The sequence below is a fragment of the Sulfidibacter corallicola genome, from assembly GCF_017498545.1.
In the GTDB taxonomy this organism is placed as follows: Bacteria; Acidobacteriota; Holophagae; order Acanthopleuribacterales; family Acanthopleuribacteraceae; genus Sulfidibacter; species Sulfidibacter corallicola.
Map to the genome: position 1 here is coordinate 10,302,782 of NZ_CP071793.1, position 18,095 is coordinate 10,320,876.

Consider the following 18,095-nt stretch of genomic DNA (forward strand, 5'->3'; position numbering starts at 1 on the left):
CCAGGAAGTTCCGAATCCAGGAAATCGACTTGGTCAGTCATTCAAAAGCGAAGCCCAAACGATGCCAGAAGCGTTCTCCAGATTTGCAACGCAAACGCAATCCCTTCTATTCAAATCGCTTGCGGGGGACTGCCCCCGCATCCCCCGCATCCACCCCGTATTGAAAAACGCCGAAACATTGGGCGTTGATTTAACGGACGTCACCTACGTGTTTTTCCCGCATCCAACACGCACCCTCGGTCAAATTCATTAGGAGACCAGGAAAATCCGAAACCAGGAAATCGGCTGAGTCGAGCTTTCGAAAATGACGCCAAGACGCCAAAAGGCGTAATTTCGCCGGTCTCCATCCTGGATTCCTTGCTTCTTGGCTTCCTGTTTTTTTTCACGGACGTTCCAACCAGCCCCGCAGATTCGGTTTCAAAGGTTGGCAAATACCCACCTTGTTGGCCATTAGTACTCAAGTGCGGCACCGGTCCTGTGAAGTTCAATCAAGGATGTCCGATTCCCTTTTAAAACACAATCCCTTCTATTCAAGCTACTTGAAGGGGACTGTCCCCACCACCAACTTGCCCACCACCAAGAGGCCAAAAGGCGTAATCTCGTCGGTCTCCATCCTGGCTTCCTTGCTTCTTGGCTTCCTGATTTTTTTCACGGACGTTCCACACAGCCCCGCAGATTCGGTTTCAAAGGTTGGCAATACCCACCTCGTTGGCCATGAATACTCATGTGCAGCACCGATCCTCTGAAGTTCAGTCATGGATGCCCGATTCCCTTTTAAAAACACAATCCCTTCTATTCAAGCTACTTGAAGGGGACTGTCCCCACCACCCTCGATGCGATTCCACCAGTTGGGAACACTCGCCAAGTGCCGTCACTCTCAGATGGAACCCGGGCAGCTTAGGTCCAGGTTTTGAGTGCATCCGGTTTCCTTTCACACACAATCCTTTCTATTCAAGTCGCTTATGGGTGACTGTCACCGTATTTCCCACCGTATTTCCCCCAGGAACCTAAATCTATTTCCCGGGTTTTGGGCCGTGCGGTTCCCGCAGCGTGAAACGCGCCTCGCGCAGGTCTCGCGAGTTGGGTCCCACAAAGACCAGGAACTCGCCCGGTTCGGCCTGCCACTTCTTCCCTCGCGTGTAGAAGGCCAAAGCCTTCGCATCGAGCGTGAACGTAACCTTGCGGGAAGCACCGGGAGCCAGCCTCACTTTTTGGAAACCCTTCAGCTCCCTGACCGGGCGCGTCACGCTGCCCACCAAATCGCGAACATAGAGTTGCACGATCTCCGTGCCGGCGCGCGCACCCGTGTTGGTCACCGTCGTATGAACCCGAAGCTCGTCTGCGAACCCGATTTCCGCGGCGCTCACCGTAACCTGGGAATAGGAGAAGGTGGTGTAGCTCAGGCCGTAACCGAAGGGATAGCGCGGCGTGTTCCGTTCATCGGTGTAGTGGGACCAAAAGACCATGTCGTCGGGCAGCGGATCCGGCCTGCCGGTCTTTTTGTGATTGTAGTAGAGCGGGAGCTGCCCCACGTGGCGCGGAAAGGACATCGGCAGCTTGCCGGAAGGGTTGTAATCGCCGAACAGCACGTCGGCGATCGCGTGACCCGCTTCGGAGCCCAAATGCCAGGCCTCGACGATCGCCGGAACCTTGTCGGCCATCCAATCGAGCACCAGCGGACGGCCGTTCATCAACACCACGACGACCCTGGGGTTGACCTCGAGGACGGCTTTCAGCAGATCCATCTGCACGCCCTTCAGCCGGATATCCACCTGGCTACGCCCTTCGCCGGTTTGAAACGCCTCTTCACCGATGGCCATCACGACCGTCTCGGCTTGGCGCGCCGCCTCGATCGCCTGCGCGAATCCGGAACGATCACCGTGGTTGAGCACCATCTCGTTCATGAAGTTACCCGGACCCAGCCCGAGCGGCGCCCCCTGCGCGTGACGGACCGCGACGCCATCGCCCACCGCGGCCTGAATGCCCTCCAGCAGCGAGACGGCGGATCCGGCAATCGCCTTGGCACGCCAATTCCCCAACGGCACGTCCTTGTCCGCGGCCAGCGGGCCGATCACCGCGATCGAGCCCTTGGTCTTGTCGAGTGGCAGCAGGTGGTTCCGATTTTCGAGCAACACGATCGATTTGCGCGCCACGTCGCGCGCGGCAGCGCGGTGCTTCGGACTGAACAACAGCTTCTTTTCCCGCTGCGCGTCGCAGTAGCGATAGGGATCCTCGAACAGGCCCAGCCGGCTTTTCAGGGTCAGAACCCGGCGCACCGCGTCGTCGATGAGCGCCTCCGGAACGACACCCGACCGGACGAGGTCGACCAAGTGATTCACATAGGCACTCGACTCCATGTCCATGTCGCTGCCGGCGGTCATGGCGAGCAGGGCCGCCTGTCGGAGGTCGACCGCCACGCCATGCGGCACCAGCTCGCCGATGGAATTCCAATCGGAAATCACGAAGCCCTGGAACCCCCACTCACCTTTGAGGATACCGCGCTGGAGAAGCTCGCTCGCGGTCGTGGGCACGCCGTCGATGTCGTTGAAGGAATTCATGACGGTCGCCACGCCGGCCTCGACCGCGGCCTGGAACGGCGGCAACACCGCGTTTCTCAAGGTGTGCTCGGAGATGTCGACCGTGTTGTAATCACGGCCGGCCTCGGCGAAACCGTAGGCCGCGAAATGCTTGGCACAGGCCGCCACGGTGTCCGTCGCCTCGAGGTCCTCGCCCTGGAAACCGCGAACCCGCGCCGCCGCGATCACCGCATGCAGGTAGGGATCTTCGCCGGCGCCCTCCATGACCCGGCCCCACCGCGCGTCGCGGGTCACGTCGACCATCGGCGCGAATGTCCAGTGCAAACCGGCGGCGGCCGCCTCGGTCGCCGCGATTCGCGCCGACAGCTCGATCGCTGCCAGATCCCAACTCGCGGCTTCCCCCAGGGGAATCGGGAACATCGTCCGATAGCCGTGAATCACATCGAAGGCAAAGAGCATCGGAATGCCCAGCCGAGAATGTTCGACCGCCAGTCGCTGGGCCTTGCGGGTTTCTTCGGCACCGCACACGTTGAGCAGCGAGCCCACGAGCCCGTCGCGAACGCGCTGCAATCGTTGGCGATCGGCCGCTTCGGTTTGGGCAGGCCCGGTGACGTCGAACGTGTTGCTGTACTGGTTGAGCTGCCCGATCTTTTCTTCAAGTGTCATGTTCTTCAAGAGCGTCTCGACACGCATGGCGTCACCACCGGGGTTGCCCGCACGGACATGCGGCGCGATTGGGAAAACGAAAAACAAAAGCAGGGCAATCGTGGTTTTCATGGCATTTCCCGAAGCAGGGCGATCATCCGCGACAGGTCCGCACCCCGGGCCGAATCCGGACATCCCAGGTGCGACGGGGTCCATCCCGAATCGAGGTCCGCCGCAACGGACGCTCCGACCACCGAACGCATCATGCCGCCCGATCCAGCGGCAATCCGAGCCGCGAGCCCGTATCCGGATCGAAGAACACGGCCTTTGACAGGTCGAACATGAGCTCCATGTCCTGACCGAGTAGTCCGGCGGCGTCGGGACGAACCCGGGCCAGAACCTTGGTTTGGTTCAGGCTGGTGGTCACCAGGGTGTCGGGGCCCGTTGGCTCGCAGAGATGGACCGGGCACGTCGCCGCGCATGTGAAGGGTTCTTCCAGATGAGAGGCCATCACGTGGGTGATCTGCTCGGGGCGAATCCCCAGAATCACCGTTTTTCCAATGCGGGATTGCAAATCGGCACCCGTCTTCAACACGAATTCGCGACCCTCGCTCACCATCGTGAGGCCGTAACCCGAAACGGGCGAACCGGTGACCTCACAGGGAATGAAATTCATCGAAGGCGACCCGATGAAACCGGCCACAAAGCGGTTGGCCGGGTTTTCGTAGATGTCGCTCGGGGATCCAAATTGCTGGACTTCACCGTTGTGAAGCACCGCGATCCGATCGCCCAAGGTCATCGCCTCGATCTGATCGTGGGTGACGTAGACGATGGTCGTGCCCAGCCGCTGGTGCAACTCCTTGATTTCGGCGCGCATGTTGACCCGCAGCTTGGCGTCCAAGTTACTCAGCGGCTCGTCGAACAGGAACAACTTGGGGTCGCGGGCAAGCGCCCGGCCCATCGCCACCCGTTGCCGTTGACCGCCGGAAAGCTGGGCGGGCTTGCGGTCCAGCAACGGTTCGATTTGCAGCATGCGGGCGACCCGATCGATGATGCGGTCCTGCTCGCCCTTGGGCACCTTGCGCATCTCGAGGCCGAAGGAGATGTTCTTGCGCACGTTCATGTTGGGGTAGAGCGCGTAGTTCTGGAACACCATGGCGATGTCGCGATCCTTGGGACCGAGCCGATTTACGTTGCGGTCGCCGATCCAAACCTCTCCGGTGGAAGGGGTCTCGAGGCCCGCGATGATGTTGAGCAGCGTCGATTTTCCGCAGCCGGAGGGCCCCACCAGGGTCAGGAACTGGCCGGCCTCGATCGACAGGTCGATGCCCTTCAGGACCTGGGTCGAGCCAAAGGACTTTTTGAGATTTTTGACGGTCAGCGAACTCAAAGAAAACTCCTTCTCCCACGGTGGGAATCGGTTGCGATCATCCCTTGACGGCACCCGCCGTCAGGCCTTTGACGAAGTACTTGCCGGCTAGCACGTAGACGATCAGGGTCGGTAGCGCGGCCAACAGGGCGGCCGCCATATCCACGTTGTATTCCTTGACACCGGTGGACGTGTTGACGAGGTTGTTCAGCGCCACCGTGATCGGCTGGCTCTCGCCCGAGGAGTAGGCGACCCCGAACAGGAAATCGTTCCAGATCTGGGTGAACTGCCAGATCACGCAGACCACGACGATCGGCGGCGAAAGCGGCAGCACGATGCGCCAAAAGATGGTGAAGAACCCGGCACCATCGATGCGCGCGGCCTTGATCAATTCGTCGGGAAGGCCCATGTAGAAGTTGCGGAAGAACAGCGTGGTGAAGGCCAGCCCGTAGATCACGTGCACCGCGACCAGGCCGGCGGTGGTGCCGGCCAATCCGAACTGGCCCAATGCGCGCGCCATGGGAAGCAGGATCGCCTGGAAGGGAATGAAGCAACCGACGAGCAGCATCCCGAACAGCGTTTCGCTGCCGCGGAAACGCCACTTGGTCAGCACGTACCCGTTGAAGGACCCGATCGCGGTCGAAATCGCCACCGCGGGGACCACCAACAACAACGAATTCCAGAAAAAGCCGCGCATTTTCGCCCAGGCCTTGGCCCAGGCCGCGAGGGTCGGTTCCAGGGGTAGCGACAGCAGGTTGCCGTCGCGAATTTCGTCCATGCTCTTGACCGAGGTGAGTGCCATGACCAGCAGCGGCGCCAGAAAGTACATGGCGGTGCCCACCAGGCAAGCGTAGATGGCCGCCCTGGCCAAAGGCTGCGATGCTTCTCCCGGAAGTCGATCAATCATGGCGTTTCCTCCCCAGTTCCGAGTACAGATAGGGCACCACCACCGCCAGCACGCCGCCCAACATGACCATCGCACTGGCCGATCCCAGCCCGATCTGGCCTCGGGTGAAGGAGTAGGTGTACATGTAGGTGGCCGGCAGGTCGGTCGCATAGCCGGGTCCGCCACCCGTGAGCGCCATGACCAGATCGAAACTCTTCACGGCGATGTGGCCGAGGATCATGAAGGTGGAAAAGAACACGGGACGCAGGCTGGGGATCACGATGCGCAGATAGATGCGCCACGGGCCCGCCCCGTCGACCCGGGCGGCCTTGATGATGGCGTCGTCGATGCCGCGCAGCCCGGCCAGGAACAGGGCCACGACGAACCCGGTCGACTGCCAGACACCGGCGATGACAATGGTGTAGATCGCCATGTCGGGATCGATCAACCAGTCGAAGGTAAACGTCTGCCAGCCCCAATCGCGCATCAACTTTTCGAGTCCCAGGCCTGGCGTCAACATCCACTTCCAGGCCGTGCCCGTGACGATGAACGACAGCGCCATCGGGTACAGGTAGATGGTCCGCAGAGTGCCCTCCAGGCGAATTCGCTGGTCCAGGAGGACCGCGATCAACACGCCCAGGATCAGGCAGATCGCGATGAACAGGCCGCCGAAGATCAGCAGGTTCTGGCAGGCGACCCACCAGCGTTCACTGGCGAACAATTTCTGGTACTGAACCAGGCCGGCCCAATCGTTCCGGGGCAACAGCCGCGACTTGGTGAGGGACAGCCAACCGGTCCACAGAATGAAGCCATAGACGAAGATCAGCGAGCAGAGAAAGGTCGGGGCGACCACCAGGCGCGGCAACCAGGTTTCCAATCGATAGGCCCACGCCGGTCGCGCCGCGAAGGCCGCCTTGGTTTGGGTGTCGACGGAATTCTCGGCGTATTCCGGAACGGTGTCGATGTCGAGGTTTTCGTGGCGGGACATGTGTTTCTCCGGGGCTTTGCCGAGCCGCGACGCCTGCGCGCGAAGCGACGCGCTGGGGCGGCGTTCAAAGGCTGGCGCGAACTTCGAGGACCAATCGCTTGCAGGCTTCGGCCGAGGACATTTCGGAATTGTAGAAGAGGGTGACCACATCGTAGATGGCACCCTTGGTCGAGGGGCTGGTGGCCATGTCGTGGGCCATGCTGGGCACCAGGGTGCGGTTTTCGGTGCTGGTGGAGAAATCCTTCAGCGAGGCGACCGCGTACTGATCGAACTTGTCCATCGGCATGTTCAGGCGCACGGGAATCGAACCCTTGTTGAGGCTGAACACCTCCTGGAATTCGGGCTCCATGATCGTCTTGGCCAAATCGTTTTGGGCGAATTGGATCTCTCTTTTCGTTTGCTCGAACATCGCGAAGCTGTCCACGTTGTAGATGAACATGCCTTGGGTTTCCGGTACGGGGAAACACAGAAAATCGACGCCGGGTTTCTGGTTGGCGTTCAGGAACTCGCCCTTGGCCCAATCGCCCATGAACTGCATGCCGGCCCTGCCGCTGATGATCATGGCGGTCGCCAGGTTCCAGTCGCGGCCGGGTGCATCCTTGTCGGTGTAGCGCTTGATCGTTTTCAGCATATCGAAGGCCCGCGCCATGGTCGCACTTTTCAGGGCTTCGGGCTTCAAGGCGACGAAGGCCTCGCGGTAGAAGTCGGCCCCGCCGATCCCCAGCACGACCGACTCGAAGACCGTCGCTTCCTGCCAGGGCTTGCCGCCGTGGGCCACCGCGATGAAACCGGCCTTTTCGATCGCCTTCGCCGCGACCTCGAATTCGGCCCAGGTGGTGGGGATCTTCGCGCCGGCTTTCTCGAACACCTTGGGATTGACCCACATCCAATTGACGCGGTGGATGTTGACCGGCACGGCCACGTAGTGACCCTCGTATTTCATCGCATCCCGAATCACGGTGGGCAGCAGGGCGTCCCACCGGCCGCGCGCCGCGATGGCGTCGAGGTTGGTCAGCACGCCTTCGTAGGCCCATTCCTTGATCAACGGCGCTTTCATCTGGGCCGCGACCGGCGGGTTGCCCGCGAACACGCGCGATTTGAGCACCGTCATGGCGCTGTCACCGCCGCCGCCGGCGACCGACAGGTCCTTCCAGGTGTGACCCTGGTCTTCCATGAGCTGCTTGAGCACCGCGACCGATTTGGACTCGCCGCCGGACGTCCACCAATGCAGGACCTCGACCTCGCCGGCCGAAACGGGCCCGGCCATGCAGACCATGAATCCAAGTAACGCGATCCGAAAACGCATCGCCTTCCTCCTTCGTGCGTGCAGTCCCGATCGTCGAAACGGGTGGGCACATCGACATGAAGCCCGACCGATCGCGAGCTCGACGAAGCTGGCATAGAAAAGATCCGAACGGGTGCACACTGTTCGCATTTACCCATCAAAACGCAAAACGGGTCGGCGGCCGTGCAAGTGAATCTTCAAAAAAACGATTTTTGTTCTCGAGGTACCGCCTGGTAGGGGTTCCATCGCGATCAGCGGTGACTCCGAATTTTTACCTCAAAGGCCACGGAGGAAGCGGAGCGGAACATGGCAAATCATTCCGTCGGTTGTCTTGCTCCGGTGAAATCCTCGGGAAGCCGGCAGCCATCGAAACCAGGTCACGCCTGGCCGACCGCCCGACAACAACCTTCTGTAAAAAAAAGACTTACCGCGCCAAATAATTCAACAGCCAGGTGTGGGCAATCTTCAGATGGGTCGCCACGGTGCGTTCGGACAAGCCCATCCCCCTGGCGATTTCGGCATTGGTCAGCCCACCGAAGTAGCGGAACTCGATCATGCGGCAATGCTTGACGTTGATTTTCTCCAGCGCTTCGAGCGCGTCGGCGACCCGCGAGGGTTCGTGCACCGCGCTCCCCGCCAGGGACTCGTCCAGGGAAACCGCTTCCCAGTCGCCGCGCCGCTTCTGGCACCTTCGCCTGCGCGAATGGTCGATGAGCAGTTGCCGCATCGCTCGGCAAATGAGTGAAAAGAAATGAATGCGGTCCTGAAAGAGAATGTCCTTGTCGGCCAGCTTGACGTAGGCCTCGTTGACCAGGGCCGTGGGGCTGAGCGTATCCAACGGGTTGGCGCCCAGCTTTCCCGCCATCTGTTGCAGCTCACCGTAGACCTGCGAGATCAACTGATCCCGCGCCTGGGCATCTCCTTGGTTGATCCGTTTCAACAACCGTGTAACCTGTCCGTATACCGGTGACTCTGCAACCAATCCCTGAACCTCGGCTTTTCGCGTCTCACGCATTTTTCGATATTCTGCGTTGCCATCGGGCACACCGTCAAGCCTCACCCGCTGGTGCCCAGTGTCGCACGCCCAAGAGCCCACCCATTTCCGGCTCACCATTGACTAATAGAAGTTTGTCCACGAATCACGCAGATTGACACGAATCTAGGAAACCATCTTCGGATTCCGTGTACCAAGGTTTTTCGAAGATGGGCAATGGCACCGATGAAAAATAATTTATTTAATACAAGTAGTTTATGTGAAAAATCTTTACGACGTAATCAGGCAAGGAGGACCCTTGCCCGTCTCATGGGCAATCAGGAAAGGAACCAGAAAAGGTCCATCAAGTACCTTCTCCGTCATTCCTCAACGCCCTCCGCGAACTCTTTGTTTTTAAGTAGTTTATGCACCATTACCCCTGCATCTACGGAAAAATCTCCTCCAAGAAACCACTCGAGCCCTTCCGACCTGTTTAGAGAGGTATGATTTCCTCGGCGCCTCATGAGTTCAAAAAGACCCCGGTTCACGGGGCGTGCGGCCGAGATCACATCGGCGGCCTTGGACGATTGTCCCCCACCCGATAACGAGATACCATGACCCTCGAATACCGACTTCGACATGGCATCGTCACCCAATTTTGGGCGACGCGGACACCCCCGTGGACCTCCAGAGGAGGGGCTCGTGGACCTGGACCGAGAGAAAGCGATCTACCGCATCATCGAAAACGCCTATGCGCCGTTGCCCCAACTGCGAGAAGCCTATCTCCAGGCGGAATGCGGCGAGGATGCGGCACTCTTGCGGGATCTCCAGGCGTTGATCGAAGCGAACGAGGCGGACGAGGAAGCGGTGGCGCGGCAGGCGGCTCGCTCCCTGGGGACGTTACTGGCGGATGCGGCCGCCCACGACGACCTGTCGCGCGAACTGGACACCACCGATTGGGGCCGCCGGATCTATGGGCCCCTGGAGCCCGGTTGCCGAATCGGCCCCTATCTCCTGGAAAAGCAAATCGGCGAAGGCGGCATGGGTCTCGTGTTCCTGGCCGTTCGCGAAGACGCCTTCCAGATGAAGGTCGCCCTGAAGCTCGTCAAGCCCGGCATGGACTCGCAGGAGATTTTGGAGCGTTTCCAGCGCGAACGGCAGATCTTGGCGAACCTGAAACATCCCAACATCGCCCAGCTCTACGACGGCGGCGCCACGGATCGCGGCCTGCCCTACCTGGCGATGGAATTCGTGGACGGCGTGCCCCTCGATCGCTATTGCCAAGATCACGACCTGAGCATCCGCCAACGGTTGGCACTGTTCTGCAAGGTGTGTGACGCCGTCAGCTTCGCCCACCGCAATCTCGTCATCCATCGCGACCTGAAGCCCGCCAACATTTTCGTGACGCGCGACGGAGAACCCAAACTGTTGGATTTCGGCATCGCCGGCCTGATCGACGCCCAGGCGAGCCAACCCAAACGATCCACCACCCGGCCGATGATGACGCCCGAATTCGCCAGCCCCGAACAGGCCCACGGGGAGCATCTCACCGTGGCGAGCGACGTCTACTCGCTGGGCATGATCCTCTACAACCTGCTCACCGACCAACTCCCCTACGCATTGCCGCGCCAGGATCCGGTCCGATTGATCCGCGCCATCTGCGAGAGTCCGCCGGTGAAACCCAGCCAGCGCATGGCCCGGTCGATCGACCCCAACCAACTCCCCTACCTGGATGCCGGCGAACGGCGTCGTCGCCGCAAATCGCTGCGCGGTGATCTCGACGCCATCGCGCTCCACGCGCTCCAAAAAGACCCCGGCGACCGCTACCCGTCCGTGGAACAATTCGCCGAAGACCTCCGCCTCCATCTCGCCGGGATGCCGGTTCGGGTCCGCACGCGCACGCTGGGGTACCGCTTGGCCAAATTCGTGGCGAGGAACCGCATCGGTCTGATGACCAGCTCGGTGTTTGTCTTGCTGCTGGCCGGGTTTTCCCTGACCTCGGTGTACCAATACCGCCAGACCCTGCTGGAGCGGGATCAGGCCCATCGCGTGACCGAAATCCTCATGTCGCTCTTCGAAATGCCCGATCCCGCCTGGACGCGGGGCGAGTCGATCACGGCCAAAAGGCTCCTGGACGAGAGCGCGATCAAGATCCAGCGCGAGCTCGGCGATCAGCCCAAGGCCTACGCGAAGTTGCTGGGCGCCATGGGCCGGGTCTATCACAAAATCGGAAGCTACGACGAGGCCCAGCAGTTGATGGAGGAATCGCTGGCGACCCACGCGGCGTTCGACCCCACCCCCCTGGAGCATGCACAGGCCGTCGACGATCTGGCCTGGCTGCTCTTCGAACGGGGTCACTACCGGCGCGCCGAACGACTGGCGCGTCGGGCGCTGGACATTCGAACCGAGGAATGGGGTTCGCATCACATCGAAATCGCCGAATCGTTGAGCGAGGTCGGTTGGATTCTGGCGCATTTGGGCGATTTCGAGACCGCCGAATCGCTATTGCAACAGGCCCTGACCCTCCAGCGGCAACACACCCCAGCTTCCGTCGCGCTGGCTCGGACCCTGGGCTATCTGGGTCGGCTCGATCTGCAGCGCGGTCTCGTGGGCCTGGCCGACCTGCGGCTCGGCGAATCGCTGGCGATCCGCACCGACCTCTTCGGCGACACCCACCCGCAGGTCGCCGAAATGCTTCACAGTCTCTCCATGCTGAAGGCGCGTGGTCGGGATTTCCGGGGCGCCAAACGCATGTGCCGCGAGGCGTTGGTGATGCGACGACGGCTTCTCGGCGACAACGACCCGGTGGTCGCCGCCAACCTGGCCGATCTCGGCCGGATCTTCGTCGCTTCGGGTGAAATGCCGGAAGCGACCCTGATCTTCGAAGACGCCTTGGCCATCCAGCGCCGCATTCTGGCTCCGGATCACCCGGAAACCCTGCGCACGCTGTCCGAGTTGAGTCGATTGGCGATCGCGCGCGGCGACCTCGCAGACGCGGATCACCTGTTTCGCGAAGTGCGCGACACCGCCCCGGAACGCCTCCAGCAGGCCCCGTATACTCTCGGCAGCCTGTACGCGGGTCATGCCGCGTCCCTTCTCGAATCCGGCAACCGAGCGTCTCTCCCCGAAGCGGAGGCCCTGCTCCAACGCGCGCTGACCTGTTTTTCCCAGATCGTTCCCGAGCACCATCCCCAAGTGGTGGATACTCGGCTCTACCAGGTAGCCTGGCTCAGGATGCAGAGGCGTTTCGCCCCCGCCGCCGACATCCTCGAGGATCTTCATCGCTTGGCGACCCAATACCCGAACCACCTGAGAGCCCAACGGGATCGATTGGACCAGGCCCGCGGCGCACTCTACCGAGCCTGGGGCAAACCCCTGCCGTCGGGTCTCGAATCTCGCCAGGGCAGGCCGCCCGAGACGAGCCGAAACGACCAGGCCAAACGCGGTTTGCAGTAAGCTGGGCACTATCGAGAATCAGTGCCGCGACCACGACCCACATCATCGATGAAGTTCGCGCCCTCTCACCGACGGGACATCTTCGAGTGGCGCGCCATAAAGGGCCAACTTTGTGGGGGCGACCATGCAAAAAGGGCGAGGACGTTTTTCCCGTCCCCGCCCATGCGGAAGCTTGATTCAGATGACCGTCATGCGGTCGGGAGGGTTGTTTCGATCAAAGCTCGCCCAAGCTGACGACGGCGACCGTTTCGTCGTTGTGGTTGCCGTTGCCTTTTTCCTGCTCCTGGACTCGCACGCGAACGGAGCTGGTGGACACGCTTTTTTGGCGGGTGACGATCGCGCTGCTGCCTTCGGTGGTTTGGCTCTGGCTGAACACCACTGGTGTCGCACCGAAGCTCTCGGCAAAGCGCACGGTTTCCAAATCTTGGTCGACGCTTTGGGTTTGGGCCTGCAGCGTCAGACCATTGTTCAGGGTGTGCACGCCGGCTTCCAGGATCATGTAGGACATGATTTCTTCACCGTGGGTACCGTCCTGGTAGTCCCACTCCTCGATTTTGTACTGGAAGGATTCGTAGGTCACCGAGCGCAGGCGAACGTGGGCCGGGTCACTGTCGTTTGCGCTGTTCAGCTTCATCAAGACGACCGGGTTCTCGTACTCGCCGATGAAGTTGCTGATGGTATGCCAGGTACCCGCATTGTTTTGCCGTTTTTCCACCAGTCCCACTTCGCCGATCAAGTCACCTTCGGCGTTGTAGATGGCACCTTCGGTCATCGCCATGTATCCGATGGTTTCCGAACCGTGGTCGGTTTCCTTGTTTTTCGATTTCTCTTCTTCAACCCAGACATCGAAGCCGTCCACGTCCACATTGTTCAGACGCAGACCCGCCGGATCGCTACCGGACATGGTTTGCATGTCAGCGAAGAGCACCGGGTATTCGGGCAAGGGGCGGGTGGAGGTAAAGTACACCACGTCGACATCATCGTCGACGTTGTTTTGGGTACCGTATTTGATTTTGCGTTTGACGCGAAGGAATGCCGTCACGGGAGCCGAGGAGATGCCCGAAGCGTTGGTCACCACCAGCTTGGCGATATACAGGCCGGGCACGTCGCCGGTGATACGCGGCTGAAGGGCGGAGGTATTGTCGAACGAGGCGTTGCTGCCGAAGGGTTTTTGCAACAGGGTCCAATCGAACGTCAGGGGACCGTCGCCGTTGGGATCGGAGCTGTCCGATCCGTCGAAGTAAAACCTGCTGCCTTGGTAGTTCGTGAGATCCTCGCCAGGATCCGCGGTCGGCCGGTCAGGATTGATCGTCGGGCTGATCACTTCGAAGAAGGTCCAGAGGGCTTCCGTAGATTTGGTGTCAGTCAAGACAATGTTACTTTCATAGAGGTCGTCAATCTGACCCTTCCAGTATTTGCCGGTGTTGGTTTTAATATAATAACTACCGTTTGCCTCTTCTTCCAAAATGAAGCGGCCAGTGTTGCCCAGAGTTTCCGAAGCGACGACTTTACTGTTGTCATGGGACAGATAAAGCCGCCACAACTTTATGTAAAAACCGTTGTCGAAGCCAAAGGAAAAACGAGTTGGGTATCCGCCGAGGCCGTAAACACGATCGTAGTGAAAGGTAGATACTTTGGGATTCGCATTGTGGGAAGTGATTTGAACGATATTTTTGTGTTTCAAGTTGGAAATGACGACATGGATGGCGGGGCTTTGCGAGGGGTGGTAGGTGGTCAGGAAATACCACTCTGCGGCTAAGGATTTGTTCCAGGATTCGGCCACGTCGGCCCACCCGGATCCCGTGCAGCTCAGATAGGAGCCGCGCCAAGATTTGATGAAGTAACTTTTGTCTTCCTTTTCCAAATAGAATTTTTCGTAACTGGTTTTGGCGGTCGTCAGGCGAACGTTGCCGTTGGCGTCGACGCCCAGGTATTTTCCGTCCAATTGAAAGGAATGGGTCTCATCCGCGTTGCGGATCAAGGACCATCGGGTCCAGTAACTTTCGGGGCCGTACTGTTGATCGTAGGGGAAGGTCTGCACGGTGTCGTCATCGAGCTGAATCAGGATATTCTTGGACATCCGGCTGCTGATGTTGACGTTGTTGACGCGCTCCAATTCTTGAGCGGAAAGAGGAACCAGCGAAAGACCTAACAAAGCGACAGAAAACAAAACACGAAAGAAGTTGCTGCCGTGGAATTGAGAATTCATCATGCTCTCCTAAAAACGATTAAAAGGCGAAATCAGCCACCCCTAATAGGACGCACAGAGACGGACAACCGACCCGGCAGGGACATGCCGTTGACAGGGAGAACTCTATTGATGAAATGTGGAGGAATTCGCAAGCAAATAAGGAGGACACCCAAGCGTGAGATAGATCACGTAAGATCTCGACTCACCTACCAAAAACCGCCTTACTTTCAATGCTTAACGCGCCCCTGCGTGCTCCGGTCGATTTCATGGTGGCACACTTGAATCCTCGATCTCGGCGGTAACTCGGTGGAGGGTACTTTGTGAGCGCGAAAATCAATCCACGGATCACACGGATGGACACGAATTAAAAAACCATGCTCGGATCACGTGTTCTCGATTTTTAAAGGACCGGCGGTACTGCGGGAACCGTTCCGTGGAACGATGGAAGTGCTTTGAGTCGTGTCAATTCGGGTGATTCGTGGAAAAAATGGCCCTCTCCCAAGAAGCCAAACAAGCGTTTCTTCCGTTTTTTGGACTTTGCCTCCTCGATGACTCCGTGGTGAACATCCGCTGGTACCGCTGATCGGGATGGAAGCCTACCTTTCGGGCGCGCGTCGGGCCAGAACGCGAAAGGGCGGCCTCTCCCCCGCCAGGCGACCTACCGGCCACACCGGTTTAGGCTTCGCACCTGTCGGGATCGTCGAGGCCACCTGTCACAGCGCACATCACGATCATTTAGATAAAGAAAGATAGCGTGTCGATCTTCAGCGGACCGGTTGGTTCGGCGAGAAGGAACGGGTTCCGCTCATTTGATTCATTTGTCATCCACATTCATGAGCGCCTCGTTGGCCAGCTCCTCGGCCGCTTGCTGGGCCTTGGCCGCCGCTTCCTCCGCTTTCTTCGCGTTACCGAACGCATCCTCGGAGAAGGCCTGGTCCGCCAGGGCGTCGGCAGCCTTTTCCATGTCGGCCGCCGCTTTTTCCATATTCTTCACCTTGCCGTTGGTGCCCTTGGCGAAGGCCTCGTTCGCCAGCGCATCGGCGGCCTTCTCCATGTCAGCCGCCGCTTTCTCCGCGTTCCGGACCCGGCTCTTCGCGTTCGCAGGGAGGGCGTCGACGCCATCGACCAACTCGCTGGTGGCGCCCGCCTTGGCTTTGGTGGATTGTGCGCTGTCGGATTTTTTGGTGGCATCACCGGTGGCGGAAACACAGCCGATGGAAATCATGGCGCCGATCACCAGCAAGCCAAAAGTCGCTACGAAAAGGGAGTTGATGTCTTTGATCTTTTTCATGTCACACCTCAATAATGTTGATTTGAATCCAGCGTGTCGCCGTTCCTTTCGGGCGGCATACCGCGATTCGGTTGTTTGATTCTTGATTCGTTCAAGGAACTAAAATTGCCAACCCTGACAATTTAATTTTTCTCAGATTGGCGACACCCGGTGTTCGATCACCACCGCCTTGGGATTCCCGGAGCAGCCCGACGTGTAGCTCAGATGGAGTGCTCGGATTCAAAGGGCTGCGAATGACGGTCGAAGCGAAGCGGCATGCCAAGGTCGTCAGCGAAGGGTGACGTGCCTCCAAGGCCTGGGTGACGCCGCTCGTGTGTTCGGGGAGTTCGACGTTGCCCGCTCTCAACTAGGTCTAACCAGGAAGGCCCGCAAAACCTCTACATTTTTTCTGAAATAGTTTGGAACATTCTCAGAACTCTTTCTTTTTCAGCTCATTACCAAACCAAAAAACTAAACCGGCTCATTCTCATGCGAGATTCCGCCGCCCTGAGCGATGGGTGTTCCTATCGACCATGCGGAGATCTTCCTGCGGTCGATTCACCAGGAAACCAGGAAGGACCGAAACCAGGAATTCCACTGCGCCGACCTCCTCAGGCGAATCTCCCACGACACCTAGGCGCCCATTCCCTGGCTGCCTTCCTGGATTCCATGGTTCCTGGGTTCTTGATTTTTTCTCCGCAGTTCAAGAACCTCCCGCGTGAGTTTGGGACACCCACCGTTTTTCGTTTTTGTGAGTTTGGGACACCCACCGTTTTTCGTTCTTGATGGGTGTCCCATGTGAGTTTGGGACACCCACCAATGCCGCACCGTGAGTTTGGGACACCCACCGTTTTCCGTTTTTGATGGGTGTCCCCATATGAGTTTGGGAGTTTGGGGGATGAGTTTGGGGTGTCCCCATATTGTGGATGAGTTTGGGACACCCACCAATGCCGTTAAGTCGTGAGTTTGGGACACCCACCGTTTTCCGTTTTTGATGGGTGTCCCTGTATGAGTTTGGGAGTTTGGGACACCAGAAGCTCCCGCGTGAGCTTGGGACACCCACCGTTTTTCGTTCTTGATGGGTGTCCCAGTTCGTTCCAGTTTGAATTCCCCTGTTGTTTTTGATGGGTGTCCCGGTTTGTCCAAGTTTGAATTCCTGCTGGGTGTCTCGGTTCGCATTTGGTGGGTGTCCCGACATTGAGTTTGGGACACCCACCGTTTTCCGTTTTTGATGGGTGTCCCCGTATGAGTTTGGGAGTTTGGGGAGTTTGGGACACCCACCGTTTTCCGTTTTGATGGATGTCCCAGTTTGTTCCCTGCCGTCGATTCACCAGGAAACCAGGAAGGACCGAAACCAGGAATTCCACTACGCCAACCTCTCCAGGCGAATCTCCCACGACAACCAGGCGCCCATTCCCTGGCTGCCTTCCTGGATTCCATGGTTCCTGGGTTCTTGATTTTTTCTCCGCAGTTCAAGAACCTCCCGCGTGAGCTTGGGACACCCACCGTTTTTCGTTCTTGATGGGTGTCCCAGTTCGTTCCAGTTTGAATTCCCCTGTTGTTTTTGATGGGTGTCCCGGTTTGTCCAAGTTGGAATTCCTGATGGGTGTCCCGACATGGATCCCTCCCGGTTTGGCTTTCCCGGCTTGCCTTGGTTTTGATGGGTGTCCCAACTTGGATTTTGAGGGATGTCCCAACTTGGATTCGCGCGAGATTCGGCCACCACGAGCGATGGGTGTTCACATCGTCCATGTGGATGTCATCCTGCCGTCGATTCACCAGGAACCCAGGAAGGACGGAAACCAGGAATTCCACTACGCCGACCTCCCCAGGCGAATCTCCCACGACAACCAGGCGCCCATTCCCTGGCTGCCTTCCTGGATTCCATGGTTCCTGGGTTCTTGATTTTTTCACCGCAGTTCAAGAAGCTCCCGCGTGAGCTTGGGACACCCACCGTTTTTCGTTCTTGATGGGTGTCCCAGTTCGTTCCCCCGGCTCGCCTTGGTTTTGATGGGTGTCCCGACTTGGATCCGACTTGGATCGGTTTTGATGGGTGTCCCAACTTGGATCTGGCTCTCCCGGCTTGCCTTGGTTTTGATGGGTGTCCCGACATCATTGATCCCTCCCGGTTTGGCTTTCCCGGCTTGCCTTGGTTTTGATGGGTGTCCCGGTTTGGCTCCGGTTTGGCTTTCCCGGCTTGCCTTGGTTTTGATGGGTGTCCCGACTTGGATCCGACTTGGATCGGTTTTGATGGGTGTCCCAACTTGGATCTCCAGTTTGAATTCTCCTGTTGTTTTTGATGGGTGTCCCGGTTTGTCCTCCCAGTTTGTCCAAGTTTGAATTCCTGATGGGTGTCTCGGTTCGCATTTGGTGGGTGTCCCGACATGGATCCCTCCCGGTTTGGCTTTCCCGGCTTGCCTTGGTTTTGATGGGTGTCCCGACTTGGATCATGGGTGTCCCGACTTGGATCCATGCCTTGGTTTTAATGGGTGTCC

The 18,095-nt window shown here is 58.9% G+C and carries 10 protein-coding genes; 2 read left to right on the forward strand and 8 right to left on the reverse strand.

The genetic code is table 11. The features are described 5' to 3' along the window. Window positions 1-1,013: 1,013 nt before the first annotated feature. The 6 genes from bglX to J3U87_RS31045 form a co-directional block, all read right to left on the reverse strand. Window positions 1,014-3,314, reverse strand: coding sequence for a beta-glucosidase BglX (gene bglX, locus J3U87_RS31020; RefSeq protein ID WP_237379682.1), 2,301 nt, complete (start codon window positions 3,312-3,314; stop codon window positions 1,014-1,016). 130 nt (window positions 3,315-3,444) lie between these two features. Next, on the reverse strand, window positions 3,445-4,572 hold the full coding sequence (locus J3U87_RS31025; RefSeq protein WP_237379683.1) for an ABC transporter ATP-binding protein: 1,128 nt from the start codon (window positions 4,570-4,572) through the stop codon (window positions 3,445-3,447). 37 nt (window positions 4,573-4,609) lie between these two features. Further along, window positions 4,610-5,458: a carbohydrate ABC transporter permease gene (locus J3U87_RS31030; protein WP_237379684.1), complete on the reverse strand. Its 849-nt coding sequence runs from the start codon at window positions 5,456-5,458 to the stop codon at window positions 4,610-4,612. Then, the gene (locus J3U87_RS31035) at window positions 5,451-6,425 is read right to left on the reverse strand and encodes a carbohydrate ABC transporter permease (protein ID WP_237379685.1); all 975 of its coding nucleotides are present in this window, start codon (window positions 6,423-6,425) and stop codon (window positions 5,451-5,453) included. Before J3U87_RS31035 ends, J3U87_RS31030 begins: the two co-directional genes overlap by 8 nt. Before the next feature lie 64 nt (window positions 6,426-6,489). After that, window positions 6,490-7,731 carry an ABC transporter substrate-binding protein gene (locus J3U87_RS31040; RefSeq protein ID WP_237379686.1) on the reverse strand — a complete coding sequence of 414 codons (1,242 nt, stop codon included), beginning with the start codon at window positions 7,729-7,731 and terminating at the stop codon, window positions 6,490-6,492. Window positions 7,732-8,134: 403 nt separating this feature from the next. After that, complete coding sequence (locus J3U87_RS31045; protein ID WP_337249545.1) at window positions 8,135-8,824, reverse strand: ECF-type sigma factor; 690 nt, start codon at window positions 8,822-8,824, stop codon at window positions 8,135-8,137. Window positions 8,825-9,385: 561 nt separating this feature from the next. Here J3U87_RS31045 and J3U87_RS31050 point away from each other — a divergent pair. After that, window positions 9,386-12,139, forward strand: coding sequence for a serine/threonine-protein kinase (locus J3U87_RS31050; protein WP_237379688.1), 2,754 nt, complete (start codon window positions 9,386-9,388; stop codon window positions 12,137-12,139). A 214-nt stretch (window positions 12,140-12,353) separates the two neighbouring features. On the opposite strand, the gene J3U87_RS31055 is transcribed toward J3U87_RS31050, so the two are convergent. Both J3U87_RS31055 and J3U87_RS31060 read right to left on the reverse strand, forming a co-directional pair. Next, window positions 12,354-14,348: a hypothetical protein gene (locus J3U87_RS31055; protein WP_237379689.1), complete on the reverse strand. Its 1,995-nt coding sequence runs from the start codon at window positions 14,346-14,348 to the stop codon at window positions 12,354-12,356. Window positions 14,349-15,144: 796 nt separating this feature from the next. Next, window positions 15,145-15,621, reverse strand: a complete 477-nt coding sequence (locus J3U87_RS31060; RefSeq protein WP_237379690.1) for a hypothetical protein — start codon at window positions 15,619-15,621, stop codon at window positions 15,145-15,147. Between the two features lie 1,653 nt (window positions 15,622-17,274). Between J3U87_RS31060 and J3U87_RS31065 the strand changes: the two genes are divergently transcribed. Continuing rightward, window positions 17,275-17,505, forward strand: a complete 231-nt coding sequence (locus J3U87_RS31065) for a hypothetical protein (protein WP_237379691.1) — start codon at window positions 17,275-17,277, stop codon at window positions 17,503-17,505. Window positions 17,506-18,095 lie beyond the last annotated feature (590 nt).

Excerpts from the sequence above, each read along its gene's own strand:
- bglX (WP_237379682.1), bottom strand. The coding sequence starts at position 3,314 with ATGAAAACCACGATTGCCCTGCTTTTGTTTTTCGTTTTCCCAATCGCG.
- J3U87_RS31030 (WP_237379684.1), bottom strand. The coding sequence starts at position 5,458 with ATGATTGATCGACTTCCGGGAGAAGCATCGCAGCCTTTGGCCAGGGCG.
- J3U87_RS31035 (WP_237379685.1), bottom strand. The coding sequence starts at position 6,425 with ATGTCCCGCCACGAAAACCTCGACATCGACACCGTTCCGGAATACGCC.
- J3U87_RS31040 (WP_237379686.1), bottom strand. The coding sequence starts at position 7,731 with ATGCGTTTTCGGATCGCGTTACTTGGATTCATGGTCTGCATGGCCGGG.
- J3U87_RS31045 (WP_337249545.1), bottom strand. The coding sequence starts at position 8,824 with ATGGTGAGCCGGAAATGGGTGGGCTCTTGGGCGTGCGACACTGGGCAC.
- J3U87_RS31055 (WP_237379689.1), bottom strand. The coding sequence starts at position 14,348 with ATGAATTCTCAATTCCACGGCAGCAACTTCTTTCGTGTTTTGTTTTCT.
- J3U87_RS31060 (WP_237379690.1), bottom strand. The coding sequence starts at position 15,621 with ATGAAAAAGATCAAAGACATCAACTCCCTTTTCGTAGCGACTTTTGGC.